Raw genomic sequence first — 18,549 nt, forward strand, 5'->3', positions numbered from 1 at the left:
TGTCATCTGCATGGACCGTTAAATTTGCGTAAGTTTATACAGCAATACTCCATCTGTCAAGCGCCTGTGTTCATTTTTCATAATGGCCAATCACCGCACCGGCGCCACAAGCGGTTCCGGCGATCAGCTCTACAGCTAACCCAGGAACCATAATGTTCTAAAATTTAGTCATAAATATACGAATTATCAAACGCAAGTCAAGCGATTTTTTCAAACAATGTTACTGAAATCGCACAATTATAGCTCGCTAATGCCCAGCCTGACACAATTCTGTCAATACGCCGTTACTGCTTTTCGGATGAACAAAGGCAATGAGGGTGCCATGGGCACCATTCCTCGGGGTCTCGTCAATCATCCTGGCCCCCTCTTTTTTCAGGTGGGCAATAGCAGCGACGATATCCGCAACCTCGTATGCCAGGTGATGGATCCCTGGGCCGTTTTTCTCAAGAAATTTTGCCACAGGACTCTCTGGCGAGGTCGGCTCAAGCAGCTCAATCTTTGATTCGCCTACCTGTAACATGGCGACCTTGACCTTTTGCTCCAGAACCTCTTCGCTCCCCTTGAAAGCCATGCCAAGCTGATCGCGGTAAAATGGCAGGGCCTCATCGATAGATTTTACGGCAACACCGATATGATTGATTTTGGTCAACATCGAACGACTCCTGTCAGAATAATCGACTAATATCACAACCCGGTTACAAACTGGAAACAGGCAGCGAAATAAAGAGGGCGGCCCATGTGGGCCGCTCCAGGATGGTGCGTGATTAATTAGAGAACGACTGTCTCGGTGTGCTTGCCGAAGACCCTGCGGAAGACGTCCGCGATCTCGCCAAGTGTTGCGTAAGCCTTGACAGCATCGAGTATGGCAGGCATGACATTGTCGGAGCCTTTGGCTACCGCCTCAAGGTTTTGCAGCGTTGCGCTGACCTTAGCGCTGTCACGACCTGCCTTCATAGCCGCAAGCGCCTTCTTCTGAGAAACTTCGACTTCTTCCTTGACCTTGAGCAGTTCCGGCGCAGCTTCGCTGGCAACAGTGAATTTATTGACACCGACAATAACCAGGTCGGTTGACTCGATCGACTTCTGGTAGGCATACGCCGAATCCTGGATCTCTTTCTGCTGAAACCCTCTGGAAATGGCCTCTACCGCCCCACCAAGCTTGTCGATCCTTTCGATGTAATCAGTTGCCGCCTTTTCGATCTGGTCAGTAAGTGACTCTATCAGGAAGCTGCCAGCAAGAGGGTCGATAGAATCAGCTGCACCAGACTCATAGGCGATCACCTGCTGGGTACGAAGCGCAATGCGGACCGAATCTTCCGTCGGCAGAGCCAACGCCTCATCGCGGGAGTTGGTATGCAGAGACTGGGTGCCGCCGAGCACTGCGGCCAAAGCCTGAATAGTTACCCGCATGATATTGTTATCCGGCTGTTGTGCCGTAAGGGTGCATCCCGCTGTCTGGGTATGAAAGCGAAGCATCTGCGATTTCGGATCTTTTGCGCCGAACCGCTCCTTCATGATCTTTGCCCACATCCTGCGGGCGGCACGGAACTTGGCAACCTCTTCAAACAGGTTGTTGTGCGCATTAAAGAAGAAAGCCAGTCGTGGCGCAAATTCGTCCACGTCCAGCCCGGCCTTGATGGCAGCCTCAACATAAGCAATGCCGTCGGCCAAGGTGAAGGCAACTTCCTGCACTGCGCTGGAACCGGCCTCCCGAATATGATAGCCGGATATGGAGATGGTATTCCACTTGGGCACATGGTCCTTGCAATAAGCGAAGATGTCGGTGATGATCCGCATCGACTCTTTCGGCGGATAGATGTAGGTCCCGCGGGCCATGTACTCCTTGAGGATATCGTTCTGGATAGTGCCGGAAATCTTGTCCGCTGAAACACCCTGCTTCTCGGCCACGGCAATGTACATGCAGAGCAGGATCGCCGCCGTTGAGTTAATCGTCATGGAGGTGGATACTGTGTCGAGCGGAATCCCGTCGAAAAGGATCTCCATGTCGGCTAAAGAGTCGATGGCAACTCCTACTTTGCCGACCTCGCCCTGGCTCATGGATGCATCAGAATCGTAGCCCATCTGGGTTGGCAGGTCGAAGGCGACTGAAAGTCCTGTCTGACCGGCCTGAAGCAGGTATTTATAGCGCTCGTTGGACTCTTTCGCAGTACCGAATCCTGCATACTGCCTCATGGTCCAGAACCGGCCGCGGTACATTGTTGGCTGAACACCGCGGGTATACGGGAACTGGCCGGGAAAGCCCAGCTCCTCCTCGTAACCGGGATATTCGAAGTCAGGGGTGAAGCATCGGTCCATCTCAATATTTGAGCTGGTAAGAAACTGCGGCTTTCTTTCCGGGGCCCTGGTTATATTCTTGGCAACAACAGTTTCGCTCCAGGCCTTTTTCTTGTCGCTAATACCCATCATGTTCTCCTTCGGTTGCTTTGTGTTACATCAGTGCCGCTTCAGATATTGACTTATAGCCCCAGGATTTTCTTTACCTGAGCCAACGCTTCGGCATTGACCTCGTCTGCAGACCTGCTGGCCGAGGCATCAACCCTGACCCCATGCCAGCGGGAAACTTCCTTGAGGTAAAAGTTGCGCATCTGCTGATAATATTCGAGACCACCTTCGTGATGAATCTCAAGCACATCCTCAATCCGCTCATAAGCCTCTTCCGCAGGGACATCGATGAAGATGGTCAGGTCGGGGAAGATCTCGTCTTCAAAGAGGAACCCCCGTGAAATCTTGTCAAAATGCCGCAACACGTCGAAATGTTTCGTGTGGCCGCTTACCCAGGCATTGGCAAGGGAAGAAATGCTCGACTGCTTGCACAGCACGATCTTGTCCTGCTCAAGTGCCGGGGCAACGATATTCTTGAAGATTTCAGTACGTACTGCGCCTTCAAACAGGAAGTCTGCCCGGGCATTTTTGCCGAATGGCCAGTTGAGCATCGACTCCATGCCCAGCTCCTTCACCCTCCCGGAATCAGGATTCGCACACTCAACCACATCGTATTTAAGTTCGACCAGCGCCTTGTGCAAAGCGACAATAGCTGCCTTGACCTGCTGACCCGAGCCGCTGATTCCCTCGATAACTATAAATTTACCTTTTCTCACTTTATCCTCCTAGATAATAGCTTTCATATAGGCAATCGTCTTTTCTCGTTTCAGCTGCTTGATTTCATCCGGGTTGACTTCAACGAATTTCTCGTCCGGAGTGACCTTGAACAACGGCTGCCCCTTCTGTACGATGCTACCGTCCGCACCCTGCATGATGATCTTGTCAATAGTGCCGGAGAAAGTGGCCCGGACAGTGTTGAACATCTTCATAACCTCGATGATGTAGAGGGCCTGGCCTTTTTCGAAATGCATCCCTTCCTGCACGAACGGTGGCAAGCCAGGTGCTTCCTGACCATAGTACATGCCGCCGCAGATAGCGACGATCTCGTCAGCCTTGGTGGCAGGTGGCGGTACCAGTATCTTTTTCATGCGGACCTGCAGTTCTGTGTCGTTCAGGTATTCAGGAATAGTAACCTCCAGGTCCTCTTCCACCTTGAAGTCCCAGAACTTGGTGTTATCGGCGACTACGAACAGCATGCCGAGCAGTTCCAGCCCGGCCTCGAACCCCATATGAGCTGACTGGATCCCTGCCCATTCTTCTGCAGAAAAACCACCCTGTGGCTTTTCCTTTTCCAGCACAACAGAAAGCTTGTCGAACTCGTGCATCCCGAGCTTGAACTTTTCGGAGAGCGTCGAGTAAAAGCTGAGACCTTTCTGGAGCAGCTCGTTATCATGGCTCCAGATCACATCGGCAGCCGGAGCAGCCGGGTCAAAGTTCATGTTCAGGTATTCATAGGTATCAGCCAGGATAACAAAGGGGTTGTCATGCCAAACTACTTTCCCTTTCTCCATGGTGAAGTTCCTACGGTTAAGAGAGAGCCAGCCGGAGAGCAGGTGCGGATCTTCCAGCAGCTTGTCCATGGGGCGGGTAACCAGTGTCCCCTTCCGGTCAATAATCTGCGACATGGTCTTGCCGACATTCGGGTCATCGGGGAACTGCTCGGCCATCTTCTTGGCATAATGCTTTTTAAGCTGGAGGAATGCAGCAACGGTATCAAGCTTGCTCGCCTCTTCCTTCAACTGGCCGACCAGGGTGAGATAAGGCACGACAAAACGGGTGGTCGGCTTGGCCATGACATTTTGGCCGAGGAACCAGTTGACCAGGCCATAGTGGAATTCCAGGTTGGTGGCCATGTCGGAACCGCGGAGGGTTGTTTTGCCAAGGACCTTTGACAGGTGCTGATAGCTGGCAAGACGATCCTCGCCCTTGGTGAGAAGCAGGGCGATGTTTGAGTCATAGGCGCCGGCCACCTTGTAGCGCATGAACATGCCGGTATCCGGATTGACTAGGCAGATTCCCTGGTCGTCACGGATCTCGCCTTCGATCGGCGCCGACCAATATCTGATCATCCCGCCGGCATGCGGAGAGAGAGAGAGCTGTCAGTGGCATTAAGCCGAGCCTCGGCGGCAGCACCAAAGCGGGGAATACGCTCCGGCTTGGGGAGCCGTTTCTTGTGCTTTACCAGAAGCGCCATCGCTTCAACCAGTGACTCGACGATGAAGAAATCGTTCTTGTCTTTGGGGTTGGTGAACTTGAGAGAGTAGCAGAGCTCGGAAACCCGGTGCTCCACCTGAATCCGGGTGTTGACCTCCATGAAGTAATAACGGTCACGGTCAACGATACACTCGAAGGTTGATGCAGAATCAAGCCCTACAGCTTGGCCGAACTTGGTGGAGTCCTCTTCCATCCTCTTGAGAACCTTGAGATCGCTCTCCAGGGCCTTCACCTCTGCCTTGCGCCCTGCGGCCTTCGCCTTTTCGATTGCCAGGGCCAGACTTTCCTGGGTTACGGAGATTTCCAGCAGCTTCTGCTCATGCATCTGCAGAGAGCAATCACGGCCACCCAAGGAGACGCACCATTCGCCGTTCCCTACCAGCTGTATTTCGTTGTGGCGGGTCTGTTCGATGTTAAGCTCGACCAGCACGTTCTTGTTGTCGCCGATGCCGTTGGCTTTGACTTCATTCAGGACTTCGCGCACTAGGGTCGGGGTTTCGACTGCCGCTTCCTTGATCTGCTTCGCAGTCGGATTCTTGACTGACAGGAGAGAGGCGCCGAGAATCCGCTGGCCCTTACCGCCGCCGCCGCCGATCGCCTTGAGGCGAATCCGGCTCCCCGGGTACTCCTTGAACATGTTCTCCACTTCGACCTGCACCTGAGCAGAGAGCTCCTCGATGGAGTAGAGGTCGAGTCCCTTCTCGTATGAGGCGTAGAGAATTTCGTCGGCCAAGTCCTCCAGCGAAAGCTTGGTATCTTTGGCAACCTTGGCGTCAAGCTCAATCCCTTCAGCCTTGGCCAGAGCCAGCAGTTTGTCCCTCGTAGGATACTTCTTCACCAGGGTGCGGGCCGTGACATTGTTGATACCTGGGGTAACGCTTACCCCTACCGCCAGGGCGGTCCGCTTGGCTTCGTCCTTCTTGCCGGCATCGGCCTGGGTGCGGGAGTTCGGCCCCATGAATGACAGGCCGGCTTTCTCGATCTCGGCGACGAACTCTTCGTCTTCGGCCATGAAGCCGTAACCGGCGAAGATCGCATCGTAGTTATTGTCCTTGGCGATCTGGATGATCTGGCCGATCCGCTCGACTCGCTCTTCCTTGCTGGCGCCGGTATAGTCGGGCACCCGGTGAACGCGGTTGGAATCGGTCAACTGGCGCAGTTCCGGCGCCAGGGCGTTGGCATAGACAATGGAATCTTTCTCGGAGAGCAGGATGCCGTAATGGGTTATCCCCATCTCTTCAAAAACATCCATCGCCTCTTTCCGGATCGGTCCGCGACAGACAATGAGGGGCTTCAGGTCTTCACAGGCGAATGAGCGGACCCACTCGGAGGGGGACTGGCCCAGGCGGCGGTCCCGGTGAATCAGGGGGTTGTTCATATACAGATCGGTCATTGGTCTCTATCTCCAATATAAAATATAATTTTTTAAAATCAGTGTTTAATGGAACTCGCGCTGCGGGCCACCCATCGGTGCCGGTTTGTAGTGACGCAGCAGGAAGTGCAGGTTCTCGCCAAGCACCTTGCGCAGATCGGTCGGCATGACGATGGAGGAGATCGAGCCCAGTGACAGACCTTCTTTCGGGTTCATCAGCTCTTTTTCATAGCGCTGGTTCAAGGCCACTTCCTGGCCTTTCAGCCATTCGGCAGCTTCCTTCTCAGCGTCAAGCTTTGCAGCTCCGGCTTCCATGCCGGCCTTGATCCGCTCTTCAGCGCCTTTTCTGACCATGTCAGCGGCAGTTGCCCGTACCTTGCGCAGATCGTCCTTGTAGACGAACTCCTTGCCGGCAGGTCCCATAACCGCCAGACGGGTAGTGGGGAGCGCCAGCACCAGGTCAGCGCCGGTGGGATAGTTGTTGTAAGAGGCATAAGCTCCGCCGTAGGCGTTGCGCAGAATCAGCAGAATCCGCGGAGTGCGGACATCGACGATGGAATCGAGCATGGAGCGGCCGGCCTGCACGATACCACGGGCTTCCTGCTCGCGCCCCGGCAAAAAGCCGGTGGTGTCTTCCATGAAGATGATCGGGATATTGTAGATGTTGCAGAAACGAACGAAACGGGCAATCTTCACCGCGGAATCGCAATCGATCTGGCCGGAAGAGACTGCTGAGTTGTTGGCGCAGAAGCCAACTACCTGGCCACCAAGGCGACCGAAGGCAGTAACCACTTCCCTGGCGCGCTCCGGCTGAAGCTCGAAATAGTCGCCATGGTCGCAAATCTGCTGGATAACAATGGAGACATCGAACGGGGTGTTGAACCCAGTCGGAGAGTTGAAGGCCTTTTTCAACAGGGTATTGATTTCCCAGGTCTTGCGGTCAAGCGGGTCGCTGGTTTCCTGGAATGGTGGTGCCATATTGTTATTGTCAGGGATGTAGGAGAGCAACCGCACTGCTGTCCGCAGCGCAGCAACTTCGTCGGCAACGGTAAGGTCTGCAACCCCCGTCTTTCCGTGAACCTTTGGTCCGCCGAGTTCTTCAGGGGTGATGTCCTCGCCAAGCACCGACTTGACTACTCCGGGACCGGTGAGTCCGAAGAAGGTGTCGTTGGGCTGAATCACGAAGCTCCCCTGACGCGGCAGATAAGAACCGCCGCCGGCATTGAAGCCGAACATGCACATGATAGACGGCACCACGCCGCTGATCTTGCGCAGGGCGGTGAACGCCTCGGCATAGCCGTCGAGACCGCCGACCCCGGCCGGCACAAAGGCCCCGGCGGAATCGTTCATACCGATCAGCGGAATCCCCTTCTCGCCTGCCATATTGAAGAGCCTGGCCAGTTTGCTGCCGTTGGTGGCATCGATGGAACCAGCCCTTACCGTGAAATCATGACCATAAACAGCAACATCTCGACCGCCGATATTGAGAATGGCCGTTACCAGTGAGGCGCCGTCCAGATTCTTACCCCAGTTCTGATAGAGAACATTTGGTTCTTTGTCGGAGAGCACTCTCAGCCTCTCCCATACCGTCATCCTCTTTTTAAAATGCTGCTTTTCAATCTGGGCGATACTTACCGACTTGATCGGCCGCTGAATAAGGTCATACCCTTCCTGCATCGCCTCTTCATAACCGCCGGTTGTCCTTGAAATTTCGCCTGGAATGGTGAATTCCACCACTTCGGCCGGGGCAAATGGGTTCTTTAGTGATGGTTTGATCGCGCTCTTAGACATCTTGGCCATCCTTCCGGTACATTGAATTTTTCACTGCAATTCCTCCTCAAGAAATTCTTTATAAAGACCAACGTAATAATCGAAAGCTGCCGGGAATTATTTTATCTGGTAACGACCGCCAGCACCTTGACCTCGCTCCCGTCTTTTGAGAGCAGCCGATGCCGGAGCGAAGAATCAAAATAAACGCAGTCTCCTGCGGCAAGGGTTAGCCTGTCATCTTCAAGCAGCAGTTCCGCTTCACCCTGCACCACAAAAAGAAACTCTTCACCATCGTGGCTGTATGTGTTCTCTTCGTGGGCCTTTTCAGTCACTGTGAGCAGGAACGGCTCCATCTTCTTGTTCTGCTTGCGAAACGAAAGGGATTCATAGGAGTAGCCCTGACTTGTCCCTGAGCGGGAGATGACCCGCGGGATAAGTTTCCCTTCCCCCTTGCGAACCACCTCGTAACGGCACTCCTCTTCATCCTCGATGAAAAACAGCCCGATCTTCACATCGAAGAAGTTCGCAATCTTGGAAAGCGTTGCAATCGGTGGCGATACGTTATTGTTTTCTATCTGGGAGATTAAGGCAGGCGAAAACCCGGTCTCCTTGGCCACAGCCTGGAGAGTAAGCTTTTTAGCAAGCCGGAGCTTCTTGATCTTGGCCCCTATATTGTAATCAGACATTTATGCACCGATGGCGGATACAAAAAAACCCATCAGACAGCTTGCGACTGGCCCTTGAAAAAGCCCGGAACCAAGAAGATGGGATTTACACTTTGCCGCTGGACTGGACGATAAACAACAAAATCAAACCGGTTTTTATTGGTGCTAAAAAATACTGGTAGACCTGCAAAGTGTCAATAAAATTTTAATATGGCGATGCAAATTGAGATTAATGAGGAAGGAGGCCCCTTCCGGGACTTATTAATTCTCCGGAAGGGGCGAGGAAATGCCAGGGAACAGCTTTTGTTTCCGGTCAGGATTTAAGCAGTCGCCGGGCGAGAACCTGCAGGGTATGCACCACCTGAACGGAACTGCCATGCTGTTTCAGACCATCGGAAAGCTGCATCATGCAACCCGGACAGCCGGTGGCCACTGCCTGGGCACCGGTCTTGATGATCGCCGCGCTCTTCATCTTGTTGATCGCCAGCGAGCTCTCATAGTGATAGACGTTGAAGGTGCCGCCAAGACCGCAGCATTTGTCGGCCCCTTCCATCTCTGCCAGTTCGATCCCCGGTGCCCCTCGGAGCAGCTCTCTTGGCTGACTGGTTATGGCGCGGGTCCGCAAGTGGCAAGGGTCATGGTAGGTTATCCTGACCTCATTGCCGGCCCCGGTCTCTTCCGGTTTCAGTCCAAGCTTATGCAGCAGTTGCGCCGCATCCACTGTCTTGTCCGCCACGGCCTTCAACCGGGCGGCCAATGCCGGATGGCGTTTGCCGATTAGGTTGGGGTAGAACTTGTGCAGTGCGCCGCCACAGGTGGCGCAGGCAGTCATAATATAATCTGCCTCGTACTTTTCCAGCGCTGCCAGATTTGCCTCTGCCAACTCGCGCACCGTGTCAAGATCGCCGCCGGACATGCCGGGCAAGCCACAGCACTGCTGGTTTTTCGGAATAATCACCGTACAGCCGAGATGCCGGAACAGGGCCAGGGCAGCCTCACCCACCTGCGGATAACAGAAATTGGTCATACAGCCGACAAAGTAGACTATCCGCGGTTTGCCCGGCTCGCCGGGGATCACTTCGGGGTGCCGCTCCAGAAACGGTTTCTTCGCCAGCGGCGGGATATGGCGTTTGCCGCCGACAAACGGCAGCGGAAAGCGAAGCCTTAAGCCCGAGGTCTCGGGCACTTTGCGAAAAAACAGAGGGCCGAGGATGCGGGCCGCAGCAGCTCCGAACTTCATCAGGGAGCGATTGGCGATGACGCGCCCCACAGCCGAATGGAACGTGGTCAAACCACGCTGATTGGAGAGCGCCTCGCGCGCCACCATGACGATCTCATCCGTCGGCACGTTGTTAGGACATTTCTCGACACAGCTACCGCAGAGCAGGCACTTGGACATGGCACTATAAGTGGCATCGTCAAGTTCAATATCACCTTTCAGCAGATGCTGGGCCAGGGCGACCTTGCCACGGGCCACTGCAGGCTCTTTGCCGAAGGTGGCAAACGCGGGGCAATGGGCGCGGCAGGCGCCGCACTTGACACATTTCTTCAGTTCGCTCTCGATTCGCTTGAGGGCTTCAGAATTCTTATTCTTATTTTCCACAGAACTGCCCTTTCACTCGGGAGCGCATTGCTGCCCCACCGGAAACATTTTGCCCGGATTGAGAATATTGTTAGGATCCAGCGCCTGCTTGATCGCCTGCATCGCCGCCACCTGGGCCGGTTTAAGCTCCAGGTGAATGTAAGGCTGCTTGGCCAGGCCAACCCCATGTTCCCCGGACATGGTGCCGTTCAGATCGAGGGCTGCCTGGAAGATCTCGGCAATGGCCTTGTGGGCCTTTTCCTCCTGGCCCGGCACCGACTTGTCGATCATCACGTTGACATGGATGTTGCCGTCGCCGGCATGGCCGAAGTTGACGATCGGGATGTCATACCGCTGCTGGATCTTTTCAATCACCCGGATGACATCCGGCACCTTGGAGCGCGGCACCACGATATCCTCGTTGAACTTGTCCGGATTGACGTCCCGCAAGCTTGGCGACACCAGCCGCCGCACCTTCCAGAGCGCTTCCGACTCAGCAGCATCCTTGGCAATCTTGCACTCCACCAAGCCGAGAGGCTTGATCAGCTCCTGAATGCGAGTCGCCTGCTTTTCGATCAGATCGCGATCGCCATCAACCTCGATCAGCAACACTGCCCGGCCGTTGTCCGGGATCCCCAGACTGAACCGCTTGTTGACACACTGCAGGGTGGCATAATCCATAAACTCCAGGGTAGTCGGGATAATCTTGTTGCCGATGATCGTGGAGACCGCCTTGGCAGCGCCATCGATAGAGTCGAAGATGGTCAGCATGGTCTTCTTCGCCTCTGGAAGCGGCAACAGCTTGAAGATGATCTTGGTGATTACGCCGAGGGTCCCTTCCGAGCCGCAGAGCAGCCGGGTCAGGTCGTAGCCGACCACCCCTTTGTAGGTCTCGCCGCCGGTGCGGATGATCTCGCCGGTAGGCAGCACCACCTCCAGCCCCATGACAAAGTCACGGGTGACACCATACTTCACGCAGCGGGGGCCACCGGCATTTTCCGCCACATTGCCTCCCAGAGTGGAGAACTTGAGCGAGGCCGGGTCTGGCGGGTAGAATAATCCCAACTTTTCAACCTCCTGCTGAAACTGCTCGGTGACCACCCCCGGCTCCACCTCGGCTATCAGGTTTTCGGTGTCGATCCGCAGGATGCGATTCAGCCTGGTCACAACCAGCACCACTCCGCCCCCCTTGGGAAGAGCGCCGCCGGTAAAGCCGCTGCCGGCGCCGCGCGGGAAAACCGGAAATTTTGCGGCATTGGCAAGCTTCAAAACCGCCGCCACCTCGTCCGTACTACCAGGGTGAACCACCGCATCGGGAAGAAACTCCATCTGGGTAGCGTCGTAGCCATAGCAGATCAGGTCCTGGCGGTCAGTGGCGACATTATCAGGGCCGACGATTTTTTTCAGTTCATCAAGAATTTTCTGTGAAAGCATAAATTTACCTGTAGGGGCAACCCTGGGTGGTTGCCCGGTTTCAGGGTGGCCATACAGGGCCGCCCCTACGATAATACCGGTAACACCGTGCCGCCTTCCGGAATAACATAGGCTGCAAAATCATCCGGCAGCAACCCTTCGGCCACGGCCATCGCCTCAACCAGCGACCGTGCCGGGGTCATTCCCATGGTGCGCACCTCTTCGGGCGGCAGGGCAGATACCAAGATAATCCGAAAACTCTGAGCTTTCCACAGCAGGGAATACGCGGTCTGGCCATTGATTTCGTAATGGGAGCGCAGTCTTGATTCAAAGGCCGACAGCTCCTGATAGCGGAACCAGTCAAAGAAAGTGGCGTTACCATAGCCGTCCCGACATTCGGCCAGCAGGATCATGACGCCGCCATCCCTGATCGCCTGGCTTGCGTACTCCATAGACTTGTGTGCCTGGATCAGGTTGATGTCTTTGGGAAAACCGCCGCAGGAGACCAGCACCAGGTCGGCTTTCTCCTTGAGATGGTAACTGAACTGCTCCCCGTAAAAACGGCATCCGTCAGCAAAGGCAGTAGCCCAGTCTCCGGCAAAACAGGCAATGATCCGCTTCCCCGGGCCGAGAACGGTATTGAGAATAAAAGCCGGCTCCACCATGGCGCACGCGTCGGCCATGGCCTGATGCACCGGGTTCTCCTCCAGATTGCCGGTAACCGCCTTCGGGTTCTTGCCAGCCCCTTCCCCAGGGTTCAATACGGCAAAATGGCTTGCCATGCAGCTCTTCCGGCTCGCCACGCCGGGTAATATGCTCTTGCGACCCCCGCCGAACCCGGCAAAGTAGTGAAAACCGATGGTGCCGGTAAGGATGACCCGGTCCGCCTCAGCTACCGTCCGGTTAATCTCGACCTCGACACCGCCTGACGTCTTCCCCAGATAAACCAGTTTCCCCGGATCGTCACATTCGTGGTCAGTCACCTTGATACGACCGAAGAGCGGGCCGAGGATCCTGCGATGCTCGGCTTCGGTCTGCTTGCGATGGATTCCCAGGGCAATGATGATCTCAATCCGGCTATCGTCAATCCCGGCGAGGTTCAAACGGTTGACCAGGATCGGCAGATAAACCTCGCTGCCGGTATAGCGAGTAACATCCGAGGTTATGATCACCACCCGGTCGCTGGCCTTGAATGACGCAATCACAGAAGCGCAGCCTTCTATGGCTTCGGCAATCAACTCCTCCGGCGATGTGGCAGGAACAGCCGGGCTGGCCGCTATCTCGCCGCGCAGCCGCTCGGGAGGCATGCTGATATCAAATGAGGTCTCACCGTATTTCAGCTTCATAACTGGTTGATGATAACGGAGTGTGCCAATGATGGCAAGGAATTATCCCTTTTGTCCTCCAAGCAAAACAGATTTTATTTGCCGGTCAAAGCAAAAACTATTTGACATCTAAACTTCTTCAATTTATAAAATATGACTTCTTCGCCCAGGTAGCTCAGTCGGTAGAGCAGAGGATTGAAAATCCTCGTGTCGGCGGTTCGATTCCGTCCCTGGGCACCACTTAATAAATTAAAAGGCCTCGCGATACCGACCGCGAGGCCTTTTTTCTATTTAACATCATTTTTTCGTTTATGGCAGTGCCGGCCATTAATTGCCCTGTGATGGCTTCGTCAGCATCTATACTGATGCAACCATCTGGCGCAGTTTTGAGATGTCCCGTATCTGGGGAGCAGCGACAAGGCCACCTCGCCGGTCACCATGCCACGAATTGGTTGCTGCCTGCCAGGGGCTGGCAGGTTGCTGTCCAGCAGCATGTGCGAGATTTCGCGCAAATCGAGTTTAAGGATTGGTCTACCTGCCTCATCCCTTCGCCATTGGCTTTCGGAAAAATAAGGGGCGATGCTGCCCAGTTGCCAACCATATGTTACTATTAAAAATATTGCAAAGACCCGAGTGAGCGCTACCCATGGCGGAAGGATTTACTTCATGACCGATCTGGAACTGTATGAAGAGATGGTGCGGCTCTCCCGCCGGGGAGAGCCTTATACCCTGGTCACCGTGGTGGCCAATAGTGGCTCGTCCCCCCGCAAGGCCGGCGCCAAGATGCTGGTGCGGAGTGACGGCAGCTTTCTTGGCAGTGTTGGTGGCGGCCGGGTGGAGAATGAATCTGTCAATGCGGCTCTTGCGGCGCTCAAGGACGAGACGCCGCGAACCCTTGATTTTGTCTTGACCGAGGAAAACGGCTTTGCCTGCGGCGGCAGCATGTCGGTCTTCATCGAGCCCCATGGGCGTCGTCCGCTGTTGGTCCTGTTCGGAGCCGGTCATATCGGGCGGGCAGTGGCAGCACTGGCCAACGGCTGCGGTTTCCGGGTGGTCGTGGTGGATGAACGGCCCGACTGTGCCGTTACAGAGCTGCTCCCCGGCGCCGATGAAATTATCTGCGCCACGGTTGCCGACGCCTTCGCCCATCTGCATCCGGACAAGGAAAGCTTTGTGGTGATCGCCACGCCCGGCCATGTTTCAGACTTCGACGCGGTACGGGGCTGCCTGGCGACCGAGGCAGGTTTCATCGGCCTTTTGGGTAGCCGGCGTAAGCGTGAGGCCCTGCTCAAGACTCTTGAAGAAGAGGGATTCGATGCAGCTCAGAGGACACGGGTGGTGACACCGGTGGGGCTCGATATCGGCGCGCAGACACCAGAGGAGATAGCGGTTAGTATTGTCGGCCAGTTGATCTCCATAGTGAGAAGGAAATGAGTGGCTCAGTGGCTGCCATCGTGCTCGCGGCGGGGCAATCTACCCGCATGGGGCGCTGCAAACAGCTGCTGCCGTTGGGTGAGACTACGGTAATTGGCCATTGCCTCAATGCCCTCATGGCTGGCGGCGCCGCTGAGATCGTGGTGGTCGTTTCAGAAACGGGGCATGAGGTGGCCGAGGCAGTCCGGGACTATCCCGCACGGGTCGTTGTCAATCATGCTCCCGGTGGAGACATGTCATCCTCCGTGCGGACAGGGCGTGACTCACTGGCCAGGGAAGAAAGCGGCGTCATTGTCCACCTCTGCGATTATCCGCTGGTTGCCGCGCCCACCATCAGCAGCATGATCCTTGCACATCGCAAGTCACCGGACAGCATTATCATCCCCTGCAACCGGAACCGGCGGGGCCATCCGCTGCTATTTCCCCTGTCGGTTCTTGACGAATTGGGACATGAGCAGATTCTCCGCGATCTGGTTCGTCGGGAGCCAAACCGGATTATCTGTATTGCTGTCGAAGATCCCGGCGTGCTGCTGGACATGGATACCCCTGAGGATTACCGGCGTATCTGCGACATAAAAGCGATGAAGGGCGCATAATACAACCGCCAAGAGAACGGATGAGGTTATTCTGCCAAAGACACCTGACGCAACCTTGAGACATCCCGCAGCACTGGTGCTCCGAACATTCGGCTGAATGTTAGGTGCTCAATTCAGCCGCGCCCCTTAGCACCCTGATCTGCCCCCACTTGCCGCTTCTAAAGCGCAGCGACCAAATCACCGCGGTAGCAAATACGAACAAGGTAGCCAACGTCCATTCCGCCACCAGGTCGGGCCTAATCCAGTCAAGCAGCCAGAGCAAGGCCAGGAATACCGCGGTACATACAAAGAACGTGCGGGCGAGCCACTGGGTATCGCCTGCGGCGGCAAGGACACAGCCGATCATGATATTGGCTGCATCGAACAGGCAGTAGCAGGCAACGAATTTCATAAGCAACGAGCCGGTCGCTATGATGCTGGCACTTTCCGGGCCGCTGCCGGCAAAGACGGTCATCAACGGTTCCGAGGCAGTGGCGAACAGGGCCGCCATAGCCAGCATCCACACTTCGCAAACAGCCAAAGCTTGCCAGGCAATTGCCGGCACCTCCCCGTCATTGCCTGCGCCGCGGGCGTGGCCCACCAGAATGCTCGTAGCCTGGCCGAGGCCCAAGGCAGGGAAGAAGGCAGCGCCGTTGATTCTGAAAGCAATGCTCGATGCGGCCAGCTCCACGGTGCCCAACCGACCGACCACTACTAGAAAGAGGGTCCAGGCCGCCAGCTCGCCGCTGATCCGCAACCCCATCGGCATGGCGAGAGAGAGGAAGCGGCGGAACTCCTGGCGGTCGAGCCGCCTGGCAGTGGCATTGCCAAAGCCCCCCGCCCGAACAAACAGCAGCAGGTAGATAAAAGCTGCCATTGCCTGAGCGCTTACCGTTGCCAGGGCAGCGCCGGTAATACCCAGCCGTGGCATCCCCAATTCACCCAACACCAGCCCCCAGGCCAGCAAGGCATTTATTGCAAACGATACGAAGGTTACCCCGGTGACAATTACCGGTCGGCCGATGCCTGAGAGCCAACCAGTCAGAGCACTTCCAAAGACCGGGAAGAATGAGCAGGTCATGCAGACCAGGAAATAGGACCGCTCGGCCTGCGCTACCAGTGGTGCATGACCGGCCAGCAGAAAGAGCTGGGCGATCGGCCAGGCAAAAACCAGGGCCGCGATGCCGGCAGCCAGCGAGGTGTAGATGCCAAGCCAGGTGGCAGCATGAACCCCTTGCTCGTCCCCGCGCCCATGGCAGTGAGCGACGAAGGTTCCCGCATAGCCGGCTGTGCCGAAAAGAAAGCCCTGGAACAGGATCACCGCCATCCCCGCCGGGCCGATCGCCGCCATCGCCTCGCTGGAGTGGCGCGACAGGACAATGGCATCAATGATCTGCATCACGGTAATGGCAGACGTGGACAGAATGATGGGGAGCGCCAGTTTTAGCAGACGAGGGACATGGTGAAACTTCATGACGTTTGCCACTACCGCTTGACCCGAAAACCGGCCTTGGCCATGCCGCTCAGGTCCAGCCCCCCCTTGGCGACGGTCGGTGCGGGCGTTACCTCTTTCGCCGCTCTGGTTCGTTCCGGCTTCTGACCGCCACCGGTCTCGGCCTCCTTGATGGAGAGGGCGATCCGCTTGCGTTGGAGATCGGCCGAGAGCACCTTGACCTTTACCAGCTCCCCTACCCTTACCGCATCGTTGGGGTCCTTGATGAACCGGTTTGCCAGGTGACTGACATGCACCAGCCCGTCCTGGTGCACGCCGATATCGACAAAGGCACCGAAGGCAGTAACATTGGTCACCACCCCCTGCAGGACCATCCCCTCTTGCAGATCACTGATCTCCCGGATGTCGTCGCGGAAAGCCGCGGTCTCGAACGCCTTGCGCGGATCGCGCCCCGGCTTTTTCAACTCCTCGACAATGTCGCGCAAAGTCGGCAAACCCACCTCGGCAGTGACGTAGCGCTTCAGGTCGATGCGGGCCGCCAGGGCCGGATCGCCGGTCAACTGTTCCAGACTCGCTCCCAGATCAGCGGCCATCGCCTCCACCACAGCGTAGCGCTCGGGATGTACGGCACTGTTGTCCAGCGGGTGGCTGCCCCACCGGATCCTGAGGAAACCTGCTGCCTGCTCAAACGCCTTGGCCCCGAAACGGGGTACCTTGAGCAGCGCCTGGCGGGTCGGGAACGGCCCGTTTTCGTCGCGGTACTTGGCAATGGCCTTGGCCAGCGACTGCCCCAAACCGGAAACATAGGAGAGCAACGCCCAGGAGGCAGTATTGAGATCTACCCCGACAAAGTTGACGCATGACTCCACGACATCGTCCAGCGCCTTTTTGAGCATGGTCTGGCTGACATCGTGCTGGTACTGTCCGACGCCGATACTCTTGGGGTCTACCTTGACCAGCTCGGCCAGCGGGTCCTGCAGCCGCCGGGCAATGGAGATGGCACCCCGCACCGTCAGGTCCAGCTCAGGAAACTCCTCGCGGGCAATATCCGAGGCCGAATAAACGCTGGCCCCAGCCTCGCTCACCATCACCACTGCGATATGCTTGCCTGCCTCGGCCAGGGTTTCCTTGGTAAACAGTTCCATCTCCCGACCGGCAGTGCCGTTGCCAATGGCGATCATCTCGATGGCGTGATTCTCCACCAGCCGCAGCAGCTCTTTTTTGCTCTGGGGCACCCGCCCTTCGCCGGTGTGGGGGTAGATGGTGACATGCTCCAGGAACCGACCGGTGCCGTCAAGCGCCGCCAGTTTGGAGCCGGTGCGCAATCCGGGGTCGATCCCCAGTACTCGCTTGCCTCCGGCAGGCGACGCCAGCAGAAGGTTGCGCAGGTTTTGGGCAAAGACCGTGATGGCGGCCTCGTCAGCCAGGTTCTTGGCCTGGAGCCGCAACTCGCCCTCGATGGAAATGGCAATCAGCCGCTTGTAGGCATCCTCTGCCACTGCTTCGAGCAGCGAACGGAAGATGCTCTCTCTCTTGGCCAGCCGTTTCTTGAGCCCGGCCAGGATCTCCTCAACAGGCGCCAGGATCGAGAGTAGCAGCACCTCCTCCTTCTCGCCCCGGCGCATGGCCAGCATCCGGTGGGAAGGAACGCTTTTCAGCGGCTCCTGATAGTCGTAGTACATCTCGAACTTGGTTACCTGGTCACGTTTGTCGCTTGACACCCGCGAACTGAAAATCCCCTGTTCCCAGGTGAGCCTCCGCACCATGGCCCGGGCATCGGCATCGTCTGAGAGCCGCTCGGCCAGGATATGGCCGGCCCCTTCCAGGGCAGCGCGGGCATCAGGCACCTCTTTCTCAAGGTCCACAAAGGGCAGGGCCGCTTCCTCCAGCGTACCAGTGGTCAGCTCCTGTGCGGCAATCAGCTCAGCCAGCGGCTCCAACCCGCGTTCACGGGCGATGGTAGCCTTGGTGCGCCGTTTTGGTTTATACGGCAAATAGAGGTCTTCCAGCTCTGTCTTCAGGCGAGTCGTCTCGATCCGGGCCTGTAGTTCCGGAGTCAGTTTCCCCTGCTCGCCGATGGTGGAGAGAATCGAGACCTTGCGTTCTTCCAGCTCTCCGAAATACGCGTACCGCTCCTCGATGGTGCGGATCTGCACCTCGTCCAGCTCACCGGTCTGCTCCTTGCGGTAACGGGCAATGAAGGGAACCGTAGCACCCTCGGCTAGCAGTTCAACGGTCTGCTGTACCTGGAACGGCTTGAGGCCGGTTTCGTCAATAATATAAGAAATAATAGTAGTTAGTTGGCTGTCATTGATGCTCATTGCTGCTCCTCTATGCTGGGTG

The 18,549-nt window shown here is 56.4% G+C and carries 12 protein-coding genes, 1 tRNA gene and 1 pseudogene; 3 read left to right on the forward strand and 11 right to left on the reverse strand.

What is annotated here, in order from left to right; all coding sequences use genetic code 11:
* Positions 1-247: 247 nt before the first annotated feature.
* From mce to KI809_RS11630, 9 genes and pseudogenes are all read right to left on the reverse strand, one after another.
* Complete coding sequence (gene mce, locus KI809_RS11590) at positions 248-652, reverse strand: methylmalonyl-CoA epimerase (protein ID WP_214171722.1); 405 nt, start codon at positions 650-652, stop codon at positions 248-250.
* Between the two features lie 116 nt (positions 653-768).
* Positions 769-2,424: an acyl-CoA mutase large subunit family protein gene (locus KI809_RS11595; RefSeq protein ID WP_214171723.1), complete on the reverse strand. Its 1,656-nt coding sequence runs from the start codon at positions 2,422-2,424 to the stop codon at positions 769-771.
* Positions 2,425-2,477: 53 nt separating this feature from the next.
* Positions 2,478-3,119, reverse strand: a complete 642-nt coding sequence (locus KI809_RS11600; protein ID WP_214171724.1) for a dTMP kinase — start codon at positions 3,117-3,119, stop codon at positions 2,478-2,480.
* A gap of 9 nt (positions 3,120-3,128) precedes the next feature.
* Positions 3,129-6,010: pseudogene (locus KI809_RS11605) on the reverse strand (ATP-binding protein).
* 45 nt (positions 6,011-6,055) lie between these two features.
* Entirely contained in the window at positions 6,056-7,780 is a 1,725-nt protein-coding gene (locus KI809_RS11610) for an acyl-CoA carboxylase subunit beta (protein WP_214171725.1), read from the reverse strand.
* A 101-nt stretch (positions 7,781-7,881) separates the two neighbouring features.
* A complete protein-coding gene (locus KI809_RS11615) occupies positions 7,882-8,445 on the reverse strand; it encodes a helix-turn-helix domain-containing protein (protein WP_214171726.1) in 564 nt (187 codons plus the stop codon).
* Positions 8,446-8,737: 292 nt separating this feature from the next.
* Positions 8,738-10,027 (reverse strand): (Fe-S)-binding protein, encoded by a 1,290-nt coding sequence (locus tag KI809_RS11620; RefSeq protein WP_214171727.1) that lies wholly within the window; start codon positions 10,025-10,027, stop codon positions 8,738-8,740.
* Between the two features lie 12 nt (positions 10,028-10,039).
* Entirely contained in the window at positions 10,040-11,440 is a 1,401-nt protein-coding gene (locus KI809_RS11625; RefSeq protein ID WP_214171728.1) for an FAD-binding oxidoreductase, read from the reverse strand.
* Between the two features lie 65 nt (positions 11,441-11,505).
* Positions 11,506-12,765, reverse strand: coding sequence for a lactate racemase domain-containing protein (locus tag KI809_RS11630; RefSeq protein WP_214171729.1), 1,260 nt, complete (start codon positions 12,763-12,765; stop codon positions 11,506-11,508).
* Positions 12,766-12,908: 143 nt separating this feature from the next.
* On the opposite strand from KI809_RS11630, the gene KI809_RS11635 reads away from it, so the two are divergent.
* The 3 genes from KI809_RS11635 (at position 12,909) to KI809_RS11645 (ending at position 14,774) form a co-directional block, all read left to right on the forward strand.
* Positions 12,909-12,984: transfer RNA gene (locus tag KI809_RS11635), tRNA-Phe, on the forward strand.
* 426 nt (positions 12,985-13,410) lie between these two features.
* Positions 13,411-14,178 carry an XdhC family protein gene (locus KI809_RS11640; protein WP_214171730.1) on the forward strand — a complete coding sequence of 256 codons (768 nt, stop codon included), beginning with the start codon at positions 13,411-13,413 and terminating at the stop codon, positions 14,176-14,178.
* Positions 14,175-14,774 carry a nucleotidyltransferase family protein gene (locus KI809_RS11645; RefSeq protein ID WP_214171731.1) on the forward strand — a complete coding sequence of 200 codons (600 nt, stop codon included), beginning with the start codon at positions 14,175-14,177 and terminating at the stop codon, positions 14,772-14,774. Before KI809_RS11640 ends, KI809_RS11645 begins: the two co-directional genes overlap by 4 nt.
* Before the next feature lie 100 nt (positions 14,775-14,874).
* Here KI809_RS11645 and KI809_RS11650 read toward each other — a convergent pair whose 3' ends face one another.
* Positions 14,875-16,239, reverse strand: a complete 1,365-nt coding sequence (locus KI809_RS11650; RefSeq protein WP_337833308.1) for an MATE family efflux transporter — start codon at positions 16,237-16,239, stop codon at positions 14,875-14,877.
* Positions 16,239-18,527 carry a Tex family protein gene (locus KI809_RS11655; RefSeq protein ID WP_214171732.1) on the reverse strand — a complete coding sequence of 763 codons (2,289 nt, stop codon included), beginning with the start codon at positions 18,525-18,527 and terminating at the stop codon, positions 16,239-16,241. The genes KI809_RS11650 and KI809_RS11655 overlap by 1 nt, the downstream gene beginning before the upstream one ends.
* Between the last annotated feature and the right edge of the window lie 22 nt (positions 18,528-18,549).

This window comes from Geoanaerobacter pelophilus, from assembly GCF_018476885.1.
GTDB lineage: Bacteria > Desulfobacterota > Desulfuromonadia > Geobacterales > DSM-12255 > Geoanaerobacter > Geoanaerobacter pelophilus.

Bases quoted from the DNA above. Each gene is read 5' to 3' on its own strand.
- KI809_RS11630 (WP_214171729.1), bottom strand. From the start codon at position 12,765: ATGAAGCTGAAATACGGTGAGACCTCATTTGATATCAGCATGCCTCCC.
- KI809_RS11645 (WP_214171731.1), top strand. From the start codon at position 14,175: ATGAGTGGCTCAGTGGCTGCCATCGTGCTCGCGGCGGGGCAATCTACC.
- KI809_RS11625 (WP_214171728.1), bottom strand. From the start codon at position 11,440: ATGCTTTCACAGAAAATTCTTGATGAACTGAAAAAAATCGTCGGCCCT.
- mce (WP_214171722.1), bottom strand. From the start codon at position 652: ATGTTGACCAAAATCAATCATATCGGTGTTGCCGTAAAATCTATCGAT.
- KI809_RS11610 (WP_214171725.1), bottom strand. From the start codon at position 7,780: ATGTCTAAGAGCGCGATCAAACCATCACTAAAGAACCCATTTGCCCCG.
- KI809_RS11655 (WP_214171732.1), bottom strand. From the start codon at position 18,527: ATGAGCATCAATGACAGCCAACTAACTACTATTATTTCTTATATTATT.
- KI809_RS11615 (WP_214171726.1), bottom strand. From the start codon at position 8,445: ATGTCTGATTACAATATAGGGGCCAAGATCAAGAAGCTCCGGCTTGCT.
- KI809_RS11640 (WP_214171730.1), top strand. From the start codon at position 13,411: ATGACCGATCTGGAACTGTATGAAGAGATGGTGCGGCTCTCCCGCCGG.
- KI809_RS11595 (WP_214171723.1), bottom strand. From the start codon at position 2,424: ATGGGTATTAGCGACAAGAAAAAGGCCTGGAGCGAAACTGTTGTTGCC.